The sequence below is a fragment of the Lentimonas sp. CC4 genome (assembly GCF_902728235.1).
In the GTDB taxonomy this organism is placed as follows: Bacteria; Verrucomicrobiota; Verrucomicrobiia; order Opitutales; family Coraliomargaritaceae; genus Lentimonas.
On sequence record NZ_CACVBO010000001.1, the window covers coordinates 577,384 to 598,387 of the forward strand.

Annotated in this window: 18 protein-coding genes; 9 read left to right on the forward strand and 9 right to left on the reverse strand. The window is 52.2% G+C overall.

Translation table 11 applies throughout. The annotated features are described in order from the left end of the window. Nucleotides 1-464 precede the first annotated feature (464 nt). The 6 genes from GZZ87_RS02510 to GZZ87_RS02535 form a co-directional block, all read right to left on the reverse strand. The gene (locus GZZ87_RS02510) at nt 465-950 is read right to left on the reverse strand and encodes a hypothetical protein (RefSeq protein WP_162027749.1); all 486 of its coding nucleotides are present in this window, start codon (nt 948-950) and stop codon (nt 465-467) included. Between the two features lie 603 nt (nt 951-1,553). Then, nucleotides 1,554-3,377: a hypothetical protein gene (locus GZZ87_RS02515; RefSeq protein WP_162027750.1), complete on the reverse strand. Its 1,824-nt coding sequence runs from the start codon at nt 3,375-3,377 to the stop codon at nt 1,554-1,556. Beyond that, a complete protein-coding gene (locus GZZ87_RS02520) occupies nt 3,340-5,844 on the reverse strand; it encodes a hypothetical protein (RefSeq protein ID WP_162027751.1) in 2,505 nt (834 codons plus the stop codon). The genes GZZ87_RS02515 and GZZ87_RS02520 overlap by 38 nt, the downstream gene beginning before the upstream one ends. A gap of 362 nt (nt 5,845-6,206) precedes the next feature. Continuing rightward, entirely contained in the window at nt 6,207-6,938 is a 732-nt protein-coding gene (locus GZZ87_RS02525) for a hypothetical protein (protein ID WP_162027752.1), read from the reverse strand. 110 nt (nt 6,939-7,048) lie between these two features. Beyond that, nucleotides 7,049-7,858 carry an SDR family oxidoreductase gene (locus GZZ87_RS02530; RefSeq protein WP_244648051.1) on the reverse strand — a complete coding sequence of 270 codons (810 nt, stop codon included), beginning with the start codon at nt 7,856-7,858 and terminating at the stop codon, nt 7,049-7,051. Next, complete coding sequence (locus tag GZZ87_RS02535; protein WP_162027753.1) at nt 7,855-8,298, reverse strand: 3-hydroxyacyl-ACP dehydratase FabZ family protein; 444 nt, start codon at nt 8,296-8,298, stop codon at nt 7,855-7,857. The genes GZZ87_RS02530 and GZZ87_RS02535 overlap by 4 nt, the downstream gene beginning before the upstream one ends. Nucleotides 8,299-8,705: 407 nt before the next feature. Here GZZ87_RS02535 and GZZ87_RS02540 point away from each other — a divergent pair, with 407 nt between their 5' ends. Continuing rightward, a complete protein-coding gene (locus GZZ87_RS02540; protein ID WP_162027754.1) occupies nt 8,706-9,425 on the forward strand; it encodes an outer membrane beta-barrel protein in 720 nt (239 codons plus the stop codon). A gap of 384 nt (nt 9,426-9,809) precedes the next feature. On the opposite strand, the gene GZZ87_RS02545 is transcribed toward GZZ87_RS02540, so the two are convergent. Then, the gene (locus tag GZZ87_RS02545; protein WP_162027755.1) at nt 9,810-11,267 is read right to left on the reverse strand and encodes an FAD-dependent oxidoreductase; all 1,458 of its coding nucleotides are present in this window, start codon (nt 11,265-11,267) and stop codon (nt 9,810-9,812) included. Nucleotides 11,268-11,413: 146 nt separating this feature from the next. Continuing rightward, entirely contained in the window at nt 11,414-12,079 is a 666-nt protein-coding gene (locus GZZ87_RS02550; protein WP_162027756.1) for a hypothetical protein, read from the reverse strand. A gap of 57 nt (nt 12,080-12,136) precedes the next feature. Between GZZ87_RS02550 and dgt the strand changes: the two genes are divergently transcribed. From dgt to nrdG, 3 genes are all read left to right on the forward strand, one after another. Beyond that, a complete protein-coding gene (gene dgt, locus GZZ87_RS02555) occupies nt 12,137-13,435 on the forward strand; it encodes a dGTP triphosphohydrolase (RefSeq protein WP_162027757.1) in 1,299 nt (432 codons plus the stop codon). Nucleotides 13,436-13,642: 207 nt separating this feature from the next. Beyond that, nucleotides 13,643-15,820 (forward strand): anaerobic ribonucleoside-triphosphate reductase, encoded by a 2,178-nt coding sequence (nrdD, locus tag GZZ87_RS02560; RefSeq protein ID WP_162027758.1) that lies wholly within the window; start codon nt 13,643-13,645, stop codon nt 15,818-15,820. Between the two features lie 92 nt (nt 15,821-15,912). Continuing rightward, nucleotides 15,913-16,437 (forward strand): anaerobic ribonucleoside-triphosphate reductase-activating protein, encoded by a 525-nt coding sequence (gene nrdG, locus GZZ87_RS02565; protein WP_162027759.1) that lies wholly within the window; start codon nt 15,913-15,915, stop codon nt 16,435-16,437. Between the two features lie 30 nt (nt 16,438-16,467). On the opposite strand, the gene GZZ87_RS02570 is transcribed toward nrdG, so the two are convergent. After that, the gene (locus tag GZZ87_RS02570; protein ID WP_162027760.1) at nt 16,468-17,076 is read right to left on the reverse strand and encodes a transposase; all 609 of its coding nucleotides are present in this window, start codon (nt 17,074-17,076) and stop codon (nt 16,468-16,470) included. 241 nt (nt 17,077-17,317) lie between these two features. Between GZZ87_RS02570 and GZZ87_RS02575 the strand changes: the two genes are divergently transcribed. The 5 genes from GZZ87_RS02575 (at nt 17,318) to GZZ87_RS02595 (ending at nt 20,964) form a co-directional block, all read left to right on the forward strand. Continuing rightward, complete coding sequence (locus GZZ87_RS02575; RefSeq protein WP_162027761.1) at nt 17,318-18,592, forward strand: Nramp family divalent metal transporter; 1,275 nt, start codon at nt 17,318-17,320, stop codon at nt 18,590-18,592. An 86-nt stretch (nt 18,593-18,678) separates the two neighbouring features. After that, complete coding sequence (locus GZZ87_RS02580) at nt 18,679-19,062, forward strand: metalloregulator ArsR/SmtB family transcription factor (RefSeq protein ID WP_162027762.1); 384 nt, start codon at nt 18,679-18,681, stop codon at nt 19,060-19,062. A 109-nt stretch (nt 19,063-19,171) separates the two neighbouring features. Beyond that, nucleotides 19,172-19,339, forward strand: coding sequence for a hypothetical protein (locus GZZ87_RS02585; protein WP_162027763.1), 168 nt, complete (start codon nt 19,172-19,174; stop codon nt 19,337-19,339). A 91-nt stretch (nt 19,340-19,430) separates the two neighbouring features. Beyond that, on the forward strand, nt 19,431-20,384 hold the full coding sequence (locus tag GZZ87_RS02590) for a permease (RefSeq protein WP_162027764.1): 954 nt from the start codon (nt 19,431-19,433) through the stop codon (nt 20,382-20,384). Nucleotides 20,385-20,502: 118 nt separating this feature from the next. Further along, nucleotides 20,503-20,964 (forward strand): arsenate reductase ArsC, encoded by a 462-nt coding sequence (locus tag GZZ87_RS02595; RefSeq protein ID WP_162027765.1) that lies wholly within the window; start codon nt 20,503-20,505, stop codon nt 20,962-20,964. Nucleotides 20,965-21,004: the final 40 nt, after the last annotated feature.

The following is a 21,004-nucleotide window of genomic DNA, read 5'->3' on the forward strand; positions in this document are numbered from 1 at the left end:
CCAACAATGAGGACAGGCAACCGACAGTGGGGCTCGCAGTCCTATCGTTTTTTAGAACCTCACAGACGGATTATCGGGTTGTCCTAGTCCGAGTGGCTCGACTCAATTCACGGTTGTTTTTTTGATATACACGACCCTTCCATTGATCGTGAAAAATGGTTCTAGATTAGATTTATCAGGTAGGTTGAGCACAATTATTCGAAGTTCTCTTTCTCCGATTTTTTGTGTTTTTGAAAGCGTGAGATTTCCTCTGTTAACTTTAATTTTAGGATCGCTTCGATATCGCCACCTTGTGGTGAAATAATGATATGAATCATCAGATCCTTCATAAAAATGCCCGACAAACGTCGGAGATGAGTTGATAGAAAAAGTGCTGTTAAGATCTGCCTTGGAGATTTCTGTTCGCCCTGTTGAAAATCCTACAAGGAGTAAAGATAGACCTGCGACTAGCATGCTGTATTTCATTATTTGGGGCCGAACGTGGAGGTCTGGCGCCCCTCCTGTGAGATTAAATTTTCAAGTGATTCTCGGATTTTCGGGCGGGTTACATGGGGTTGACCTGTGCCGTCTGGTTCGACCTGCTCGATTACAATGTTGCCGCCATCTCTTAGCGCGACCTCCATTTTCTTTTTATCTAATGGAAATAGTATATCTGGGTGCTGTTTGTTGTCTGTGACCGGAATTAAGATAATGCTGCTATCGTGATGAATTCTAAATCTTATCTCTCCGCTTCGTTTAGACTTCTTCCCAATCGTGAAAGATGTCCAAGATATCTGTATTTTCTTCTTTTTTCCGTAATCATCTAACAAATCCTTAATGTTTATTCTTTGGATCATAGGATCGGTTATGCCCACAGCTGTAATTGTTATTTTTAATTCTGTATTATCAGTAATTCCACACGCTGAAAGAGCTGAAAAAATAAAAATTGTTAATATGGAGAAATATTTCATTTCCGACGAACAAGTCATTATTGCATGTTACGCTATCATCCTAACCCAAATCAGGTCAAACGATATTCTGAATGAGATAATTCAACTGCTCCAATGCACTATCATTCCAGTTAGGGTGATAGTGCATTTTACGATATGATTCTAGTGAGCACTTAAATTCGGATGCTGCAAACGAAGCTGAATCAGTTGAAAGCATGAAAGTTCACTGGCGCCTCGCAGTCGCCTCATTGTTCTACGCGTCTTTTATCTGCTGTTTCAATTGCTTGGCCGCCATCTGCGGTTTAATACCAACATGCGACTAAAACTGGTAAAAAGGTTTAACCGCAGAGATCGCTGAGTGCGCCGAGGAGAAGGGGAGGGCTGCGTGAAATGCTCTGCGTCAGCTCTCAGCGTGCTCTGCGATCTCTAGCGTAGCGGGCGGTTAACAAATACAGCTGAAAAGTATTCACAGTGGTCTTCCCTTCGATGGCTACATACTACCAGAAAATATCAAAGGATAGTATAATATATTACTAGTTGAAGTCACAGAGTCGATTAGGCTCGGCGGCATCGCGCAAGCGACGGCCCGACTCAGATCAAACATTGATCGATTGGGCCTGTGACCTAAAGCGAACGGACGTATTCCATCAGATCACTAAAGTCCTCAGGGCTGAGCGACTGAGTCTTGCCATGGCGGCCCAAGGGGTCGTGCTCTTTGAAGATCGATTCGAGTGTCGCGGCGCGACCATCATGCAAGTAGGGGCGCGTGCGCCAGACTTCGCGTAGCGTGGGAGTATCGAATTTCTGATCTGTTTCACGCCCTAGGCCTGTGGCGATATTGTGCAGCTCCATATCCGTGAAATACTCACCGCTGTGACAGCGAATGCATTTCGCCTGTTCAAACACGAGCTTCCCCCGCAGGGCGCTTGCTGATAATTCGCCGTTCTCTAGCGCAGGGCTAGGGATCTGCGGCAACTCCATTAAGAATTGATCAATAGCGAGTGCATCTGTTTCCGGTAAGGTTGCCATCAAGAAATGAATACCGGCACGGACAGAGACTTCCGCCCCTGGTCGGCACCCCGTGACCGTCGTCGGTGGCGTGCGATGCGCATACAGCATATTCTTCGCCTGCTTCGGGTTACCAAAGCCATCGTTGAGCAGATCCCAATTGATCCCATCGGTTCGGGTGTCGGGGTGGCAACTGGCACAGCTCATCCAGTTCTGGTAGCAGTAACTCGCATCATTAAACAAGAACTCACCGCGCCGCTCTTCAGTCATTGAGAGCGCTCCACTCAAGGGCATGACCTCAACTCGGTTACCTTGATCCAAATGTATGCACTCGACCGTATCCGAAAAATACTGCGCCACATAGAGTTTATTACCAGCGAGGAATAGATCGCGACTGCCTTTGCCCTGAAGTGAGATGACTGTCTTCAGGCCACTCAAGAAAGAGAGATTATAAGCCAAGGCGGCACGCTGCTCCGCAGTCAACGATTCTAAGTGCTGAACCAGTGCCTCACCATCAATTTGAATGACACTATGAATCCCGGCGCAAGCGACGAAGATATCACCAGTGTCGGCACACGCAATCCCCCAGGGGTTGGCGGCACCGCGATCCACATCGTCGAGTAGCACGGTCGCATAAAAAGACTCGCTCTGCGTATCGATCAGGCAGAGTGCATTCGTATTAATCCACCCACGCTCTAACTGCGTCGCAGGCACGCGATGACGCGCGAGTAACGATGCAGTAAGAATGTAGCGACCATCGGCCGTCAGCGCAATATCACGAATGCCGGTAATACCATCGGGCAGAACAATGGTTTTGATCAGTTGGTCGGTTGCGGTATCAATCACGCTGACCTCGCAGGACACGATATCTCCGTCAGCACGCACGTTGGGCAAATGATTCGCCACATACAGACGGCTCTGGTCTTTAGAGAGTTGAGCGGCGATAGGCTCACGCGGCACCGCGATACGCTGAACCAGCTGTCCACCTTGAAACACTGCCACCTCATCTTCGAACCGATTGCAGACATAAAGCTTATCCGCAAGCGGAACGATTGCGCTCGGCGTGTGGCCAGAGGTCAAGGTCTCACGAATCGTAAAATCGGCTCGATTCACTTGATAGAGTCGCCCCATCGGATCGGCCGTGCCCACCCAAAAAGCCGAAGTATCCGTGGCCAAGCTCAACGATTCTGGAGGTGCGTCGAGGGGCAAGCGAGCCAGCACATCGCCATCGGTGGAGAGCTTCAGAATCTGCTGCGCGTGCTTTGCAGTCACATAGAGTTCGCCATCGACTTCGAGCACTGCGGTAGGCGCAACGGCAATCGATTCACCCAACGCATGCAGAGGCAGCAAGCCTATGACACCTAGAAATGCGAAGGCTGAAGCAACTCTAAGCATCCAGCTCTTAGTTAACACGTTGCCCATGGTCATCGATTTTTTCACCAGATTGAATTGCTGCGCGGCGCTTCAATTCCTCTGCCCAAAACTCGGCCGAAGTTTCAATACGTTGCCGATCTTCTTCGGCAGGGACAAAGCCAGGAAGATCCCCACGAGGCGTCTTTTTTAAGCGATCCGCTCCGCCTCGAATAATCTCTAAGGCTTCTTGATAAGCCGACGAGCCCCGATCCAATTGACTTAAAATCGGGCTCAGTTCGGGGCGGTCAAAAGAGACTAATACCGGCATACCATGGCGTAATCTCACTTTCAGCCCAGCGAGCTCTAATAGGCGCGCCAGCTCCTTATTACTCAAAGGCACGCGGCCTGCCGGACTGTTACGATAGGCACTCGCATAAGTGGGATAGTAAGGCGCATTCAAATCAATCCAAGTGACCACGCGCTCATAGGCACTCGGGCTGATTTCGACATCATAATGCCCCTCTTCGAGAACTTTGATCAATCGACTTTGGGTCGAGCCCCAAGACTTCGCTTCGAGCACATCATTTGGCCCGCCACCAACAGTATTGAGCATGCCCTTTTTATGCAGCTCCATGTAGGATGTATTAAACACTAAGGTCAGATCACGAGAGAGATTGAGCGACTCACCAGCCTCTTTGCCATAGTCATGGCATTCGATGCAATACATATCAAATACTGGCTGAACATCCCGCAGATAGTTAAAATCGCGGATCTCCCCAAGCCACCCGTCCATTGGGCTCGGTGCACGCTTAAAAGCCATCGAGGTATAAGACGGATCTGTCTGTGGCGCATCGTAGCGATCTTCGTGGCAACCGATGCAACCGTTCATCTCACCGGGTTGCGCGATCACGCCACTACGCATCGACTGTAGCATCCGTTTGTTCTCATCTAGAACCTGAAAGTAGACGAATAGATCTGCAGGGACTTCAAAAAAGGCAGAGCCATCGGCTTCCACCGGCACCGTGCCCAAGATCTTCTTATTGTCGAAATCGTGCCAATTCATCGCCGGAGCTTGAGCGCCCTGCCCTCCCCATGACTGCGGCGTCCAGGTAAGTTTCGGCGGGTTTTCGATGACACGTAGATACTTCACGTCGCCCGGTTCCACACCTTCCATGTGTGTGCCTTCGTAAACATTGGTCACATAGAAATAGCCACGATCTTTACTGTAATCGACGCGTCTGGGCAGGTTGCGGGGCTCTGGATGCGGACGCATGAGAAATGGATCAAAGGCACCCAACTCTCCCTGCGAGGCATACACCGAAATTTCATTACCAAAGGTATCCACGAGATAAATCTGGCTACTCGCACCCGAATCCGAGCGGCTCACTAGGAAAAAATTCGAATCGATGGCGTAGGGGTCTTCATACTTCGGGTTGACTTTCCTAAAGACATCGAAGCCCCCGCTGCCCCCATACTGACTCGATTCATCCTTGACCAGATCGATCGCAGAAGCGGGCCACATCTGAACGATCGGCTCACGCCCCTCCAAGCCCTTGTTACGATCCAGAATGGCCAAGGCTCCCCAAGGACGGTCGTGACAGGAAGAGAATACGCAAATCACTTGATCCGTGCCGGGGATCGGCCGCGCATTCAAAATCGCATGCGGTGTGCTTTGCCCATAATACAGGCGATGATTGGTGCCATCGGGGTTCGACAGCCACAGCCCTTGCCCGCCGCCGAAATTCCGATCCACATACTCCCATCGATTGTAAAGGATCGTGCCATCGGCAAGCTGCACCCCGTGCCCTTCAAACTCGATGCTCTTACCGATTTGGGCAATGTTCGTGCCGTCCTGATTCATCGTATACAAGTTCGCCATAATATGACGATTGCAGGCACAAAACTTCGGATCACGGGTCGAGCTAAAGCCAATCTTGCCACCACTCATGTAAAATGGATCGATATCGCTGACAGCACTTTGAAAGGTCAGTTGCTTGGGCTGGCAACTTGAGTCCATTTCATAAATTTTATAGTCAGTGTCTGCGCCGGTTCGCATAGAGAACAGAATGCGCTTCGCATCAAAGCTCACTTCGATGTCACGCAGCACACCTTCGGTCGCAAATAAGGTCTGTTGCTCGCCGTCAGAGAGGCGCACACTACCGATCTGGCAACCGAGGACCGCATTGACACTTCTATGGTTAATCTCGCCAGTCTGAAAGATCGTGCCGGTATTATGATGGTCTTTGGGATATTGCTTACGCTCAACGAAAACCAAGGGGTATTTCTGTAAATCTGGATGCGCCAAGAGCGCTTCGCGCTGCACATCAACAAAGGCTTGGTCAAACGCAGCACCCTCAACCGCGTGAAGTTTGCCAATATCCTCAAGTAAGCGAGCGTCATCCGTATAACTGTCGGGATACGTTGCAGACAAATGCCGAACCGCAGCCTCCAAGCTGTCTAACTTCGCCTGATTCGCATCCGCAGCACTAGCAGACAACGAGAAGAATAGCGCGCCTACCATGGCGATGCACTTTATGGGGTAAATTTGCTTCATAACAAAAAACACATCATGGTGTTAATAGAAACAATCCAAGTCACCCCAACGATGACGTAAAGCTTATTTAGCCAGTTCGGTGAATGACCCCCATAAAGATCGACCTCGCTACAGCATTTTTGCGTCATGGCACGCCCGTCCCCTCTCTTTAACGATGCCCCAAAAAATGCGGTAAGATCGCGAATGCCCCATAGTTTGAAACGCAGATTTCAGGCATGCGGTTAAAATCCTCAGAGAAGCGGATTACAAGCAGCTAGAATCTAACCACTCTGCACAAATCGAAGAGTCCCACTAAAATCAATTAACCCCATCGAAGCACCGAAACCAATAGCACTACCCTATGGTATCTTCAGACGGCTCACTCAATGAACCTTGGCAGTCACCTCACGTAGCGTCAGCTGACGTGGCGCATCAGGGTTCGATCGAGCTTCGCTGCTAGCTGAAAATACAATATAATTCTCATCGTATATCAGTTTTTGATCTGCGATCACAGGAGTGTCATTGATCTGTATGTCCAAGGTTTTGTTCGGATGCAGTGTGATCGTCACGCTTGTCCCGCTAACAATCGGATCAGTTAATTTGCCAGTGCTGGTCTGACCGTTTAGGTAAAAGGTGCAGTCCCTTTCACCGTAATTAAGGATGAGTGCGCAGTCACCGAGGAAACCGTCTTTCCGAGACTCTTGATTCGCGATGAGGCGAAAACTGGAAGAGACCCCAATGGTGGATTCTCCAAATGTATAGCTGTAAGTGATGGTTTTGCCGCTTGCTGAAATGGGCGCCCAATCCTGATTATAACTCGCCCAAACCATCGCTATATCGCTGGGCCCTGCGCGTCCCCAATCTCCTGTCTTGAGCTCGATATCGATCGAATCCCCTTCTTGTGCCTTTATTTTTGAGCGCCAGGCTCTCGCTTTGCCGTTCGTATTTCTAGTAAATAACTTGGGATTGAGACGCCCATCATCGCCGCCATGCGTGGACTGACTCTTTACCTTGGGAAAAAGCGATACCGCAGATTCACTGGCGACCAAGCACGGTTGGTTCGACAGCACGGCCCAAGAGAACAGCAATAGGAAACCTTTTACTCGTTTTGACATACTTCGTTTCTTAGGTTGCAGAATTTCTCCGTTCAAGAGCAAAAAAGGAGAATGCACTGACGGAGTCAGGTCATCATCCTTTTGTTGCCCCCGTCCACAATCAGCACCCGCTACCGCTTCTCAGGGCGCATTGCCAAGCTAACCACCTCTTTATCAAAGTAGTTGCGATCCATACCGGCATTCACGACGAGGCCTTGACCGTTGATACCGCTCGATGCAGGACTCAGCAAGAAGACTGCGGTGTTCGCGACTTCTTGCGTGGTGAGATTCTGCTTACGAAAGGTCAATTTCTCGGCGTAGAGATAGCTCTCCAAGTAACCGGGTATGCCTGCGGACGCGCTAGTCTTGAGCGGACCGGCATTGACGGTATTGAAGCGCACACGGGTATCCGCCCCAAAGGACTTTGCCAAATTATAAGACGAAGTTTCCAGCGCCGCTTTGATCGGAGCCATGTAGCCGTAGTTCTCAGCGGTCACATCGGTGGATGAGATGCCGATGGAAACCACGGAGGCCTCATTCTTCAAATACGGCTTAAACGCGCCTGCCACTTCGACCAATGAAAAGGCAGAGATCGCAGTGGCTTGCAAAAAGTCCTTACGCACCGTCTCGTGAAACGGCTTAAAGCCCTCGGAGTAGTTCGCAAATGCGATGGAGTGCACAATGCCGTCCAGTTCGCCATAATCCGCGCCGACTTGCTCGGCGAGTGCGGTGATCTGCTCCGGAAACTCGACATCACATATGTAGGCCTTTCGGTCGCCGAGGAGCTTCTCTAGGCTCTCCAAACGCGCTTCCGAGCGCACACTGTGAATGACTTCAGCGCCTTCAGCCTCGAGCGATTTAGTAATCGCCCATGCCACGCTCTTACGATTCGCCACCCCCATTACGAGGAAGCGCTTGCCTGCCAATGCTAAGAAACTCACTTACCAGCCTCCGGTTCGAGCATTGCCAACGCGAATTCAATCGTAAGCGCTGGTTTGCCGTTTTTCAGCACTTTGCCCTTCATGAAGAAGAACTTACTGACCTTCTCCTTCATCGTCACTTCGATAACAACGTCATCGCCCGGCTTCACCATCTGCTTAAAGCGCGCATCAGAGATACGAGACAGCACTGGCGTCACGTCGGCCAATGAACGGCCTTCTTTTTCGATTTGCTTGGCGAGATAGATCGCGCCGGCCTGGAAACATGCTTCGCACAGTAATACGCCCGGCATGATCGGGTTGCCTGGGTAGTGCCCTTCGAACTGAGGCTCTTCCATACGAATAGTGCGCTTACAAGTGGCGCCGTCCTCGCGAACTTCGACGATCTCGTCGATAAAGAGAAAAGGCGGGCGGTGAGGAATAGTGCGTAGAATTTCGTCCATGCCAGCGAGTGAATGACTTAAGCCGCGAAATGCACGCTAAAACATCCACCACCCGCGCGATGGATGCTGCCTCTTTTTCGTCACGATGCTTCTGGAACAGGCCACCAACGAGGCCGACTCCAGCGCCGATGGCAGCACCTTAAATAGAGCTTTATCAGTAATATACACATGAAGAAGAATGGGGAGCGCTCTTAGAGAAATGTAAAAATCCATGCACAGGCTCGCAAATCCGTAGACCTACCCCCCTTCAGATGAATCACTGACAATAAATAAAGACACCTAATCGTCATAGAAAACGCCCATCTGAGCATCGATTTTCGCTTTGACAAACGTAGTAGAGTAGCATCCTCTCTCGGTGTCAGATCGCCCGTATCACTTGGCAAACCAATCAACAACCAAACACTACTATGACTTACAAAACACTTACAGCAATTGCAGCAGCAACGCTTCTCGCTTCAGCAGCGAATGCAGAATGGCACTACGGAGTTGGCACAGCAGTCGGCGCAACCAGCTATGATGGCGATGCTAAATTCGACGACGCTAAACTTGACGTCGACTACGACAGCAGCGACATCGAAAAAGCTTTCGGCGGTTCTGCGTTCGCAACCAACGGCACATGGGTCTTCAGCCTCAGCGGTAGCTCCGTTGAATATGAGTCCAAGGACACGGTGAAAAACACACCAGCTCCTATCGGCCGCACAAAAAACACATTCGAGCAATCCGGCGCTGAGTTCACCGTTGGTTATGTCGTTTACAAAGAAAACGACCTAACTATCACTCCATTTGCTGGTGTTCGTTACACGAAGCAAGAGTGGACCATTAAGAATAACATCTTCAACAATGATGACGACGCAGATTGGACTGACGGTGTATTCGGTGTAAAGGTAGACTATAAGATCAACGACGAATGGACATGGAATAACTCCGCTTCTTACGCGGCTGGTGATTCCGAAGGCTGCTCGGCATTCCAAACAGGTGTGTCTTGGAAGTTTGCAGAGCACTGGGTAACAGGTGCCTTCGTTAAGTATGCACACGACGAATTCGAAGAAGACGATTTCGGCGGCTCGAAATACAAATACGACACAGACGTCACCACACTCGGTCTCTCGATCGCATACGTTTGGTAAGTCTCGTTTAAACGATACATTTCTCAAAGCCACGGCCTCCTCAAGGAGCCGTGGCTTTTTCGTGGAATAATACCATTCCTAAACAAAAATGCATATAATACCATCCTTTCACATTTTCTGGTAGTATGTAGCCATCGAAGGGAAAACCACTGTGAATACTTTTCAGCTGTATTTGTAGACCGCCCGCTACGCTAGAGATCGCGGAGCACGCAGAGAGCTGACGCAGCTGTATCTCACCTAGGCCTCGCCATCGCCTCAGCGCACTCCGCGATCTCTGCAGTTAAACTTTTTACTAGTTTTAGTCAGTGCTTGGTATAATCACACACGATTATACGTAAAACCGGATAATCAGTAAACATGGCGACACACACACCGAACACGCTTCTACCCCTTCGCCAATTCGAACAACTTCTTATCGATCTTGTTCGCAGTGATCACGCCGTAGTTCATCGTGCCGAGCCAGCCAGACATGATGATTCCAACGGAACCAGCGTGATAGAGGCCTTCGATTTGATCGGATAATTCCATCGAGACCTTGAGGCCTTCGAACTTGGTGCCAAAGGAGGTGCCTTGCATCGACTTGGTGTAATGATTCACCGTGCGCGGCGTCGCCGCTTCGATGTGATCAATCTTATCACGCACTCCAGGAATGAATGTCTCCAAGCTACTCACACACTCTTCACACATACGCGCCTTCTCGGCCTCGTATTGTTCATCAGTAAGATCTGCCCACTCGTCCCAACGCGCATTCAGCGACGCGACGACCGTGTAGCGCTCGTCCTTTAGATGTGGACGCGTTTCTGGATAATACACCGAGAAAGTGTGGCTGCTGGTATGAATCGAAGTCAGCTCGCCGATGGTGTATTCGGGCGCGCGCGATGTAAAGACGAGGTCACCGATATTCGGAATCGTTTCGCCCTTTTTGATGCCCATATACACTTGGCAAGAGCTGGTGTTGTTACGCACCGCCTTGGCTTCTTTAACGAAGTCTTCGGAGAATTTATCTTCGCCAACGAGATACTCGATCGTGTTACGCACATTGGCATTGGAGAGCACTGCCTTGCAACGCACCGTGCGGATTGGAAACTCTTCGCCGCCAGTGTTTTGGCTGCGAATACGCACGCCCACCACTTTGCCGTCTTCCACATCAATGCCTTCGACCAGCGCACACTTACGCACTTCGCAGCCATTGTGCTTCAACTCGGCGACCATCTTCTTGATCAAGGTATCCGTGCCGCCCTGGAAGGTGAACACGCCCTTGCTCATAAAGTTGGAGAACACGATGCCGTAGGTGATCGCTGGATCATCGATATGCGAGCCGTTCGCATAAGAGATCGGCTCCATCAACAGACGGTGCACATCTGTGCGACCAGGGAAAAACTCTTCAAACATTTCACCCGTGGTCTGGGTGTTGTCGTCGTAGAAGTTCATTGCGCGCAGGTGGTCGTAGAACCCTTCGACCTTTTCACGTTCGACCTTGAAGTCGTTAACCAGAATGTTGGTAAAATCTTCGCGCTCGAACGTCGTCCACACATTCATCTGCGGATTGATAAAGCGCACATCCTTGAGCTGGTGAATCGAGTCGGCGATTTCCTTGGTCCAGTATTTACGGCAAGACTTCACCATACCGAAAGGAAAGCCGTGCAACGAGATATCGAAGATGTGCCCACCTGGACGCTTGAACCACGTAGCCAAGCCGCCAAATTGGTAATGATGCTCAAGCAATAGGACACGGTGTCCGTTCTTCGCTAGATAGTTCGCGCCCGTCAATCCACCTAAGCCGGAGCCGATGACGACGACGTCATATTCTTCTTCGATACCTTCGAGCCAATCTTTTGCCATAATCTTATAAAAAGTTAGTAGCCAGCATTCAGAAGTGGCGCAAGGACAGCCACCTCTGCATTCCAGCGGGTAGCGGGCTAAGAGAGCGACACCTGACGGATATTTCAACCCGCAAAATCAAAAAAATCAGTGCGAACCGTGGTCACTTAAAAGCCTTTGACACTTTCGGGGGCACTCGAATTGCGATCATCATCTCGAGCAATCGCAAATTTAGCATCCATCTCAGCATCCACAAAGAGCAGGCCGCGGCTCACATTCTTAGCTCGGACCGCACCATCATTGCGAAGCATCTGATAACCGAAGGCTGATAATTCTTTTTTGTCCGCACTACTAGTAGGCACATCAGCTCCAACTGCTCGCTCTGCTTTATCAACTTTTCTCCAACGCTGCCCATTCCCTTGTAAGTGCAATAGCAGGTTCATCTCCTGTTCTGTCATCTTCGGACTGCGTTGGTAAATTTCGATCACAGACTTACCATTGACATACACCACGTGTAAATCCCATCCCGGCAACATACGCTTCGCATTAAACTTACTGCGCAGCGCCTTACTATCTTCCGACGATGATTTATGGTAAACCTGCACATCCACATCCGATACGATATAGTCCAAGAACCCCTCATACTCCATACCATCACGTCGAGCTTCAATAATCGCTTCATCCCGATAGGCCAAACCACCACTACTCAGCAAGCGCTTCTCTAGCATCGACTTAGACTCGCCGATACGTGCTTCAGCCGTAGAGCTGAATGCGGTCAAAACCAACCCAGCGCACACGGCACTGAGAACGAAGGAAGCTTTGGGATATTTCATGATTGAGGTAAAGCGTTGTTGTAAGCTCACTACTCGAGGCAAACAAGCCAGAATCGAATGAAAAATAAATTCTATAACGCCTTCGACCTCGAGCGCTTTCCAGATACCCCCGTCGCGGACTCTGACTATCGCAACGCCTTCCAAATCGAGCGCGACCGAATCATTTTCTCCTACCCCTTCCGTCGACTCCAGTCCAAGACTCAAGTCTTCCAATCCGGCGAATACGATTTCTACCGCACACGACTCACCCACTCCATTGAAGTGGCAAAAATCGGCCGCTCCATCTGCGAATACCTGCGTGCCAGCTCCAACCAACTCAACGACCGCTTCTACATCGATGCCGACCTAACTGAAGCCGTCGGCCTCGCGCACGACATGGGGCACCCGCCCTTCGGCCACATTGGCGAGCGTAAACTCAACGAGCTCATGCATGAGCACGGTGGATTCGAGGGCAACGGCCAGACCCTGCGCATTCTCACCGAACTCATCTACGAACGCCCCGGCGCGACCAAAGGGATCGCTCCCACCCGCGCCTTTCTCGACGGCGTTATGAAATACAAAGCCCTACACCACGAGTGCATCGGCCAGAAGGCAGACGGCTCGCCAGACTACCCCGAACACCACTTCATCTACGACGAGCAAGCCAACTGGCGCAGCACGATTTTTGGCGGCAACGAAATCCCTGCAGAGCTGAACAACCCCAAAGCGCTCAACTCCTTTAAGAGCATCGAATGCCAGATCATGGACTGGGCAGACGACACCGCCTACTCGCTCAACGATATCGTCGACGGCATCCACGCCCGCTATATTAATGTCGGCAGCATCACCGAATGGGCAGCCACGCAAGATCTCAACGCAGACGAAACCGCGCTCATAGAGAAGCTCTGCCAAGTCATCCGCGAAGACCGCTACGAGTCCCACTTCGGCGCACGCATTGGCCGTTTCGTCCATGGTTGCACACTCACCCCGCGCAGCGGCTTCCTTAGCGATCGCACCAACCGCCACGCCTTCGACCTCACCATCGCGGCCGATGTCAAAGCTGAGAGCAAACTCTACAAACGCATCGCCCTCGACCTGATTTTCCGCTCCCCACAGCTCCAACAGATCGAGTTCAAAGGTGGCCATATTCTGGAGAAGCTGTTCCGAGCACTCTGCGAGCACTGCGGCAACGATGACGGCCACGGCCTACGCATCCTCCCCGTGCAAGTTCAAGAGTTGCTTAAGCACGAAACGACCACCGCCGGACGCCATCGCCGCCTATGCGATTTCACAGCAGGCCTCACCGACAGCCTCGCAGTGCGCACCTATAAGCGACTCTACGATCCAGACTTCGGCTCAATCGCCGAGCTCCTGTAACATCGACCTATTAGAAAACAAACGGTCTGCAAGAGGCTTCACTTATAAGTGCAGCAACTCAAAGCAGCCGCACCAGTTCCGGAAATCTTCTAAGCGTATGATCCAGCGATATTAAAGAAATATCGCCGCAAAAACCACGACGTCCAAAGACCGAGCAACCGACGAATATTACTAGAAAAAACACTACATCTAGTTCTTATTCGAACAATGCCTACAATATCTAGTTGCCCTGCCGAAGAAGATTTCAAACTCCAACCCGCTGATTTACAGCCTGTTGTCGTCAAGCGTGACGGCACTTATGTGCCCTTCTCGACCGAACGAATCGTTCAAGCCATCTACAAAGCAGGCCTCGCTGTGCAGATGGATGACTTACCCTACGCCGAAGAGATCGGCTACAAAATCAGCGCCGAATTCAATGGCCGCTACCAAGCCTGCATCACCGAAATCCAGACCGCCGTTGAAAACGCGCTGATGGAAGGTTCTTACAAGCAACTCGCTCGTAAATACATCGAATATCGGCACGATCGTGACCAAGCCCGCGAAAAGAAGAGCCAGCTCAACCGCGAGATCGAAGGCCTCGTTGAACAAAGCGACGACAGCCTGCTCAATGAAAACGCCAACAAAGACGCCAAAGTCATCCCGACCCAGCGCGACCTGCTCGCCGGTATCATAGCCAAGCACTATGCCAAGCGCTACCTCTTGCCCAAAGAAGTCTCGATCGCTCACGACCTCGGCCAGCTCCATTTCCACGACCTCGATTACGCGCCCTTCTTCCCCATGTTCAACTGTATGTTGATCGACCTGCGCGGGATGCTCACGCAAGGCTTCAAAATGGGCAACGCCGAGATCGAGCAGCCAAAGTCCATCGCAACGGCCACCGCTGTCACTGCGCAGATTATCGCCCAAGTCGCCAGTCACATTTACGGCGGCACCACGATCAACCGAATCGACGAAGTGCTAGCGCCCTACGTCACCGCCAGCTACGAGAAGCACCTCGCCACCGCGGAGCAGTGGAACATTGCCGACGCCGAAGCATTCGCCAAAGCGCAAATCACCAAAGAGTGCAACGACGCCTTCCAGTCCCTCGAATACGAAGTCAACACACTCCACACCGCCAACGGCCAGACTCCGTTTGTCACCTTCGGCTTCGGGCTCGGCGAAAGCTGGGAGTCCAAGCTCATCCAGCAGTCCATCCTCAACATTCGCATCCAAGGTCTAGGCAAAAAGCACAAGACCGCGATTTTCCCGAAGCTCGTCTTCGCAGTCAAAGACGGCCTCAACCACAAGAAGAGCGACCCGAACTACGACATCAAGCAACTCGCTCTCGAATGCGCCACCAAGCGCATGTATCCAGACATTCTCAACTACGAGCAAGTCGTCAAAGTCACCGGCTCCTTCAAGACACCAATGGGCTGTCGCAGCTTCCTCTCCGCCCATGAGAATGAAGACGGCGAAGAACACGACGGCCGCAATAATCTCGGCGTCGTCAGCCTCAACCTGCCGCGCATCGCCCTCGAAGCCAAAGGCGACGAATGCCGCTTCTTCACCATTCTCGACGAGCGCCTCAAGCTCGCAAAGAAGGCACTCGATGCCCGTATTTCGCGTCTCGACAACGTCTGCGCCCGCGTCGCGCCGATCCTCTACATGGAAGGTGCCTGCGGCGTGCGCCTCAACCCCGACGACAAAGTATCCGACATTTTCAAGAACGGCCGCGCCTCCATCAGCCTCGGCTACATCGGTCTGCACGAAACGGTCAACGCCCTCTTCGGCAACGACACCCACGTTTACGATAGCGAAACACTACAGCGCCACGCCCTGCGCATCATACAGGTGCTACGCGCTGCCACCGAACGATGGAAAGATGAAACTGGCTACGGCTTCAGCCTCTACAGCACGCCCAGCGAAAATCTCTGCGACCGCTTCTGCCGTATCGACGCCAAGGAATTCGGTATCATCGCAGGCGTCACCGACAAAGGCTACTACACCAACAGCTTCCACCTCGACGTAGAGAAGAAGGTCAACCCCTTCGACAAGATCGACTTTGAGATGCCCTACCCCGCCATCGCCAACGGCGGCTTCATTTGCTACGGCGAATATCCCAACATGCAGCAAAACGTCGAAGCACTCGAAGACGTTTGGGACTACAGCTACACCCGCGTGCCTTACTACGGCACGAACACGCCGATCGACGAATGCTACGACTGCAACTACACAGGCGAATTCAGCTGCACACCGAAAGGCTTCACCTGCCCACAATGCGGCAACTTCGACCCCAAACGCGTCTCCGTCACTCGCCGCGTCTGCGGCTACCTAGGCAGCCCCGACGCCCGCCCCTTCAACGCCGGCAAACAGGAAGAAGTCCTACGCCGCGTGAAACACTTGTAAGAGACTTGAGAGCTGAGGGCTGAAACCTGAGAACCCACCGCGAAGCTCTCGCCCCAACTCTTAATTCGTAATTCCTAATTCTCAATTCCCCCGTGAACTATCAAAAATACTTCGACGTCGACGTGGTCAACGGCCCCGGCACGCGCTGCACGCTGTTTGTGTCTGGTTGTGCGCACGGATGCAAAGGTTGCTACAATCAATCCACCTGGAGCCCAAACTCGGGGCACCCGTTTACCGATGAGCTAGCCGATCGAATCATCGCCGACCTCAGTGACACCCGCATCCGACGACGAGGGCTCTCGCTCAGCGGCGGCGATCCGCTCTTTCCTGGAAATTGCGAATCCGTGCTCGCGCTCTGCCAACGCGTCAAAGCCGAGTGCCCCGGCAAAGACATCTGGCTATGGACCGGCTACCTCGCCGAGAACCTAACCGAGCCACAACGCGCGATCGTCGACCTAGTCGACGTCCTGATTGACGGCCCCTTCGTGCAAGACCTAGCCGACCGAAACCTAGCCCACCGCGGCTCGTCGAATCAGCGGATCATTCACACAAGTGACACAGACATTCCTGTCTGTCACAGCGGAGTCAGCCCGATCAGAGTCGCCTCTCACACGTAACAGACAAGAATGTCTGTATCACTTCATCGCTCACTCCCTAAAATAGAGCCAATACGCCCCCTCTCGCAACCCAGCCTTCACAGGGTTCTCACGAATATAGCGTAAGAAATAGGCATACTCTTTTTCGCTTCGCACGATACGGTCATACGACTCATCCATCCAAAACACACCAGCTCGCCCGAGCGTCGTATTCGCCAACCGAGCACTCGCACCCTTAATCCCCTTCAACAATACAGCCAACTGATGCTCGCCCAGAGGCTCCATCACCGCATGCACATGATTCGGCATAATCACCGCCGAATGCAAACGCACACGCACTCCATCAAAGCGCAGCAAGCAATCCCGCACCTCCGCACGCACGTCTGGCCGAGCTAAATCGCACTGACCATACCCAGCATCCAGCCATGCTTGCACCTGCTTCGTAAACCGAGTCGCATACTCCCGTCGCACTTCAACGCTCCATGGCTCGGGATGCTGTAGCAACCATTCCTCGCGCACAGCCTTCAGTTGAGTCACCTTCTCTTGAGGCAACGAATCAGCGAGTCGAAACGTCACCCAATACACCGCACCATCACGCGTCCAATGAGGTAAATTCCGCGAGCGAATCTTCACTTCAGTATTCAACGACTCAACAGCCATCCCCCACAGCTAGCGACATCTCCCCAAATAGCAAACGTGACACAGACATTCTTCCCGAAAGTGATACAGACATTCCTGTCTGTCACAGCGGAGTCAGCCCGATCAGAGTCACGACTCTGACGTAACAGACAAGAATGTCTGTGCCACTTCACTTCACTTCACTTCACTTCACTTCACTTCACTTCACCCCTTCCCCCTATAACATTGCCAAGCCCCGCATCGCTCGCACTCTGTCTCAGCGATGAATGAAGCGTCCCCCACACAGAACCGTTCGAGCAACCTCTGGAAGGCCATTGGCCCTGGCATCTTAGTGGCCTGTGCCGCCGTGGGTGGCTCACATCTGGTCTGGTCCACACGTGCTGGCGCTGAATTTGGCTGGTCGCTGCTCTGGCTCGTCCTCCTCGCAAACTTACTCAAGTTCCCGTTCTTTCTCTACGGGCAACGCTACACCGCAGCCACTGGTGAGAGTTTACTCGCGGGCTATAAACGCAATGGCATCGGCTATGTCTGGATCTTCGCCGCCATCAATGTGCTCACCGGCACCATCAATATCGCAGGTGTCGGGATGCTCAGCGGCGCGCTTCTATCCGGCTACGGACTCTCTTCCGTCGCAATGTCACACCTCACCGTGGCAATCATCATCATCTGCGCTCTACTCTTACTGTTCGGCCACTACAAGCTACTCGATGGGCTGGCAAAGGTCATCATCTCGGTGCTCGCGATCGGCACCCTCGCTGCCGTTGCAGTTGCGATTCCAAATCAAACGGCACCGGCAGCCGATTTTGTCGCAAGCAGCCCTTACCAGTGGGCATCCTTTGCATTCATCATCAGCCTGCTCGGATGGATGCCTGCACCAATCGACCTCTCTGCCTGGTCTTCGCTTTGGATGTTTAGCCGCAAAGAACAAACTGGGCACTTCGCCACTGTCAAAGAATCCTCCATCGATTTCTACATCGGCTATGGCTCGGCAGTCGTGCTCGCTGTCCTCTTCGTCGGCCTCGGCGCGCTCGTGATGCACGGCACAGGCGAGGCATTTTCGGCCAGCGGTATCGGCTTCTCCAAGCAACTCGTCGACCTCTACACCCAAACAATTGGCAGCTGGTCACACTATTTAATTTTAACTGCAGCCTTTATCACCATGTTCAGCACCACGCTGACCTGCCTCGATGGATATCCACGCTCGTTAGCTGCGTGCTGCAGCCTGATCGGCGACCTCGATCCAAAACGCTTCAGCAAAATTCACTGCATCTGGATCAGCGTATCAGCCATAGCCGCCTCAGTCGTTGTTCTATTTTTCGTCCAAAACTTGCTGCAACTACTCAGCTTTGCCGCAGTCGTCTCCTTCCTCACCTCGCCCGTGCTCGCGTATATCAACTTCAAAGTGATGAGCGGCGACAACGTGCCAGTCGATCAACGCCCCAGCATATGGCTACGTGTCCTCAGCTGGAGCGGCCTGGCCTTCTTCATCATTATGACAGTCGGCTACCTTTACGTGAAATTCTTTCACACCGCGTAAGCCACACGCACATACATTGCTGAATTTCCCGGCAATCACAATATACCATTGACAGTATATACCACAAGTGGAATATATATTGCACAATGGAAGCCTCAGACATCTACAAATGCATCGCTGATCCACAGCGACTCCGTATCATCAACCTCCTAAATGCAGGCCCGCTCTGCGTGTGCCACTTGCAGGAGATCCTCGAGGCCACGCAGGTTAAAATGTCCAAGCAACTCGCCGGCATGAAGCAACTCGGCATCATCGAAGCCAAACGCGAAGGCACTTGGATGATTTACAGCCTGATCCTACCAATCGACGGACTGCTAAAATCGAACCTCTCCTACTTACTCAAAGCTGATTGCGTCGAGTGTAACCAACTTCAACAAGACCTCATCACACGTCAAAAAATCGTCGACGCTCTCGCCCAGAGCACCAGCGATTGTCCAAAATCCGTCTGTGGCGATACCGCCTGCTGCTAGCCATTAAGTGAAACAGACATTCTTGTCTGTCACAGCAGAGTCAGCCACCCAGAGTCACCACTCCACCGCAAACAGACAAGAATGTCTGTGTCACTTCCGAACTAACGCCATGAACGAACAGAACCAATCCACCAACAACCTGAAACCAGAAACTAAGACAGGTTTCTTCACCCGTATGTTCACTAAGTTGGACAATAGCATGAAAGCAAAAGCCGACGAAAAGGCCAAGAACAGCTGCTGCTCGGGCGACGACGGCAAAGGCGGCAAGTGCTGCTAGTTACGAAGTGAGACAGACATTCCTGTCTGTCATCGCGACTTAAAAGGACAGACAAGAATGTCTGTCTCACTCCCAGAGAGGCTTCACCCACATGCTCACCGAACTCATCAATCTCGTCGTTTACGAATGGATCGGGATGGACGCCGAATCGAAATTCGCCGGCGCCGTTCACTTCTTTCTCTACGACACCATCAAGATCTTTCTGCTACTGGCAGCCATGATCTTTGTGATCGGGGTGCTGCGCACATGGCTGCCCGAACAGAAGCTCAAGCAATGGATGAGCCGCGGTGGCATCTGGGGCAACTTGGTCGCCGCGCTGTTTGGAGCCATTACGCCCTTCTGCTCCTGCTCCTCCATCCCCATCTTCATTAGCCTACTACGAGCCGGCGTGCCGCTGGGCGTGACTTTTTCGTTTCTGATTACCTCACCGATTATCAACGAATATCTCGTGGTGCTTATGGCAGGTTCCTTCGGCATCCCAATCACGATCGCCTATGTCGGAAGTGGCCTATTCATCGGCACCGTGGCCGGAGCCTTGCTGGGTAAGATGCGCCTCGAAAAAAACTTAGAGCAAGACATCATCAACGCCGCTGAATCTGAAAGCGGTCCAACAGACTATACTTTGACCGGACGACTCCGCTACGGTTGGAACGAATCGATCAGCGTGATCAAGCAGATCTGGATTTGGGTTTTAGTCGGTGTCGGCATCGGAGCCTTCATCCACAACTACGTGCCACAGGAAATGATCCACGCATTGATGGAAAAGACTGGAATATTCTCGGTCCCCATCGCCACCACACTCGGCGTGCCCATGTATGGTAGCTGCGCCGCCATCGTGCCGATCGCGGTCGTGCTCTTCCAAAAAGGAATCCCCATCGGCACTGCGCTCGCCTTTATGATGGCCATGGCTGCTCTCAGTTTGCCCGAAGCGATCATGCTGCGACGGACGATGAACCTAAAGCTCATCGGCATCTATTTCGGCATCACCACACTCGCCATCATCTTTACCGGCTACCTGCTCAACGCGTTGGCTCAGTATCTTTAGCGGGAGGGACGAGCTCCGCCTCGTCCTTACTGAGGCTACGTGCTTAGGCTCGGCGGACGGCGCGGAGGCCATCCCTCCCAAGAACTTTAACAACTTTCAACGAACAACCAACAACTCAATGTCCAAACCAAAAGTCCTCATCCTCTGCACTGGCAACTCGTGCCGCAGTCATATGGCCGAAGCCATTTTACGCGCTGCCGCTGGCGACATCTTCGAGGTGTTCAGCGCTGGCTCTAAACCTAAAGGCGCTGTCCACCCGCTCGCACTACAAGCCATTGAAGAGCTCGGCATCAGCACCGAAGGCCACACCTCCGACCACCTCGATCAATATCTTGATAAGGGCATCACCACAGTGATCACGGTCTGCGGCAATGCCGATAAAGTCTGCCCAACGTTCCCGGAACAAGTGAATCGCTACCACTGGGGCGTTGAAGATCCCCCTCACGCACGACGCGAAGGTGAAAGCGAAATCGACGCCTTCCGCCGCATCCGCGACGGCATTAAACTCGTCTTCGAAGCCTATGCCTTCGGCTACCGCGAAGCATTGAACGCGGCACGCGCGTCTTCCCCTGCTGAATAATTACAATCCGTTCAGTCACAAATAATGAACAAACAGGAAA

What these genes read in the sequence shown, in the direction of transcription:
- GZZ87_RS02535 (WP_162027753.1), bottom strand. Translation starts at nt 8,298, where the DNA reads ATGGACGAAATTCTACGCACTATTCCTCACCGCCCGCCTTTTCTCTTT.
- GZZ87_RS02590 (WP_162027764.1), top strand. Translation starts at nt 19,431, where the DNA reads ATGCTCACCGAACTCATCAATCTCGTCGTTTACGAATGGATCGGGATG.
- GZZ87_RS02570 (WP_162027760.1), bottom strand. Translation starts at nt 17,076, where the DNA reads ATGGCTGTTGAGTCGTTGAATACTGAAGTGAAGATTCGCTCGCGGAAT.
- dgt (WP_162027757.1), top strand. Translation starts at nt 12,137, where the DNA reads ATGAAAAATAAATTCTATAACGCCTTCGACCTCGAGCGCTTTCCAGAT.
- GZZ87_RS02575 (WP_162027761.1), top strand. Translation starts at nt 17,318, where the DNA reads ATGAATGAAGCGTCCCCCACACAGAACCGTTCGAGCAACCTCTGGAAG.
- GZZ87_RS02510 (WP_162027749.1), bottom strand. Translation starts at nt 950, where the DNA reads ATGAAATATTTCTCCATATTAACAATTTTTATTTTTTCAGCTCTTTCA.
- GZZ87_RS02595 (WP_162027765.1), top strand. Translation starts at nt 20,503, where the DNA reads ATGTCCAAACCAAAAGTCCTCATCCTCTGCACTGGCAACTCGTGCCGC.
- GZZ87_RS02585 (WP_162027763.1), top strand. Translation starts at nt 19,172, where the DNA reads ATGAACGAACAGAACCAATCCACCAACAACCTGAAACCAGAAACTAAG.
- GZZ87_RS02580 (WP_162027762.1), top strand. Translation starts at nt 18,679, where the DNA reads ATGGAAGCCTCAGACATCTACAAATGCATCGCTGATCCACAGCGACTC.
- GZZ87_RS02520 (WP_162027751.1), bottom strand. Translation starts at nt 5,844, where the DNA reads ATGAAGCAAATTTACCCCATAAAGTGCATCGCCATGGTAGGCGCGCTA.
- GZZ87_RS02540 (WP_162027754.1), top strand. Translation starts at nt 8,706, where the DNA reads ATGACTTACAAAACACTTACAGCAATTGCAGCAGCAACGCTTCTCGCT.
- nrdD (WP_162027758.1), top strand. Translation starts at nt 13,643, where the DNA reads ATGCCTACAATATCTAGTTGCCCTGCCGAAGAAGATTTCAAACTCCAA.
- GZZ87_RS02525 (WP_162027752.1), bottom strand. Translation starts at nt 6,938, where the DNA reads ATGTCAAAACGAGTAAAAGGTTTCCTATTGCTGTTCTCTTGGGCCGTG.
- GZZ87_RS02550 (WP_162027756.1), bottom strand. Translation starts at nt 12,079, where the DNA reads ATGAAATATCCCAAAGCTTCCTTCGTTCTCAGTGCCGTGTGCGCTGGG.
- GZZ87_RS02545 (WP_162027755.1), bottom strand. Translation starts at nt 11,267, where the DNA reads ATGGCAAAAGATTGGCTCGAAGGTATCGAAGAAGAATATGACGTCGTC.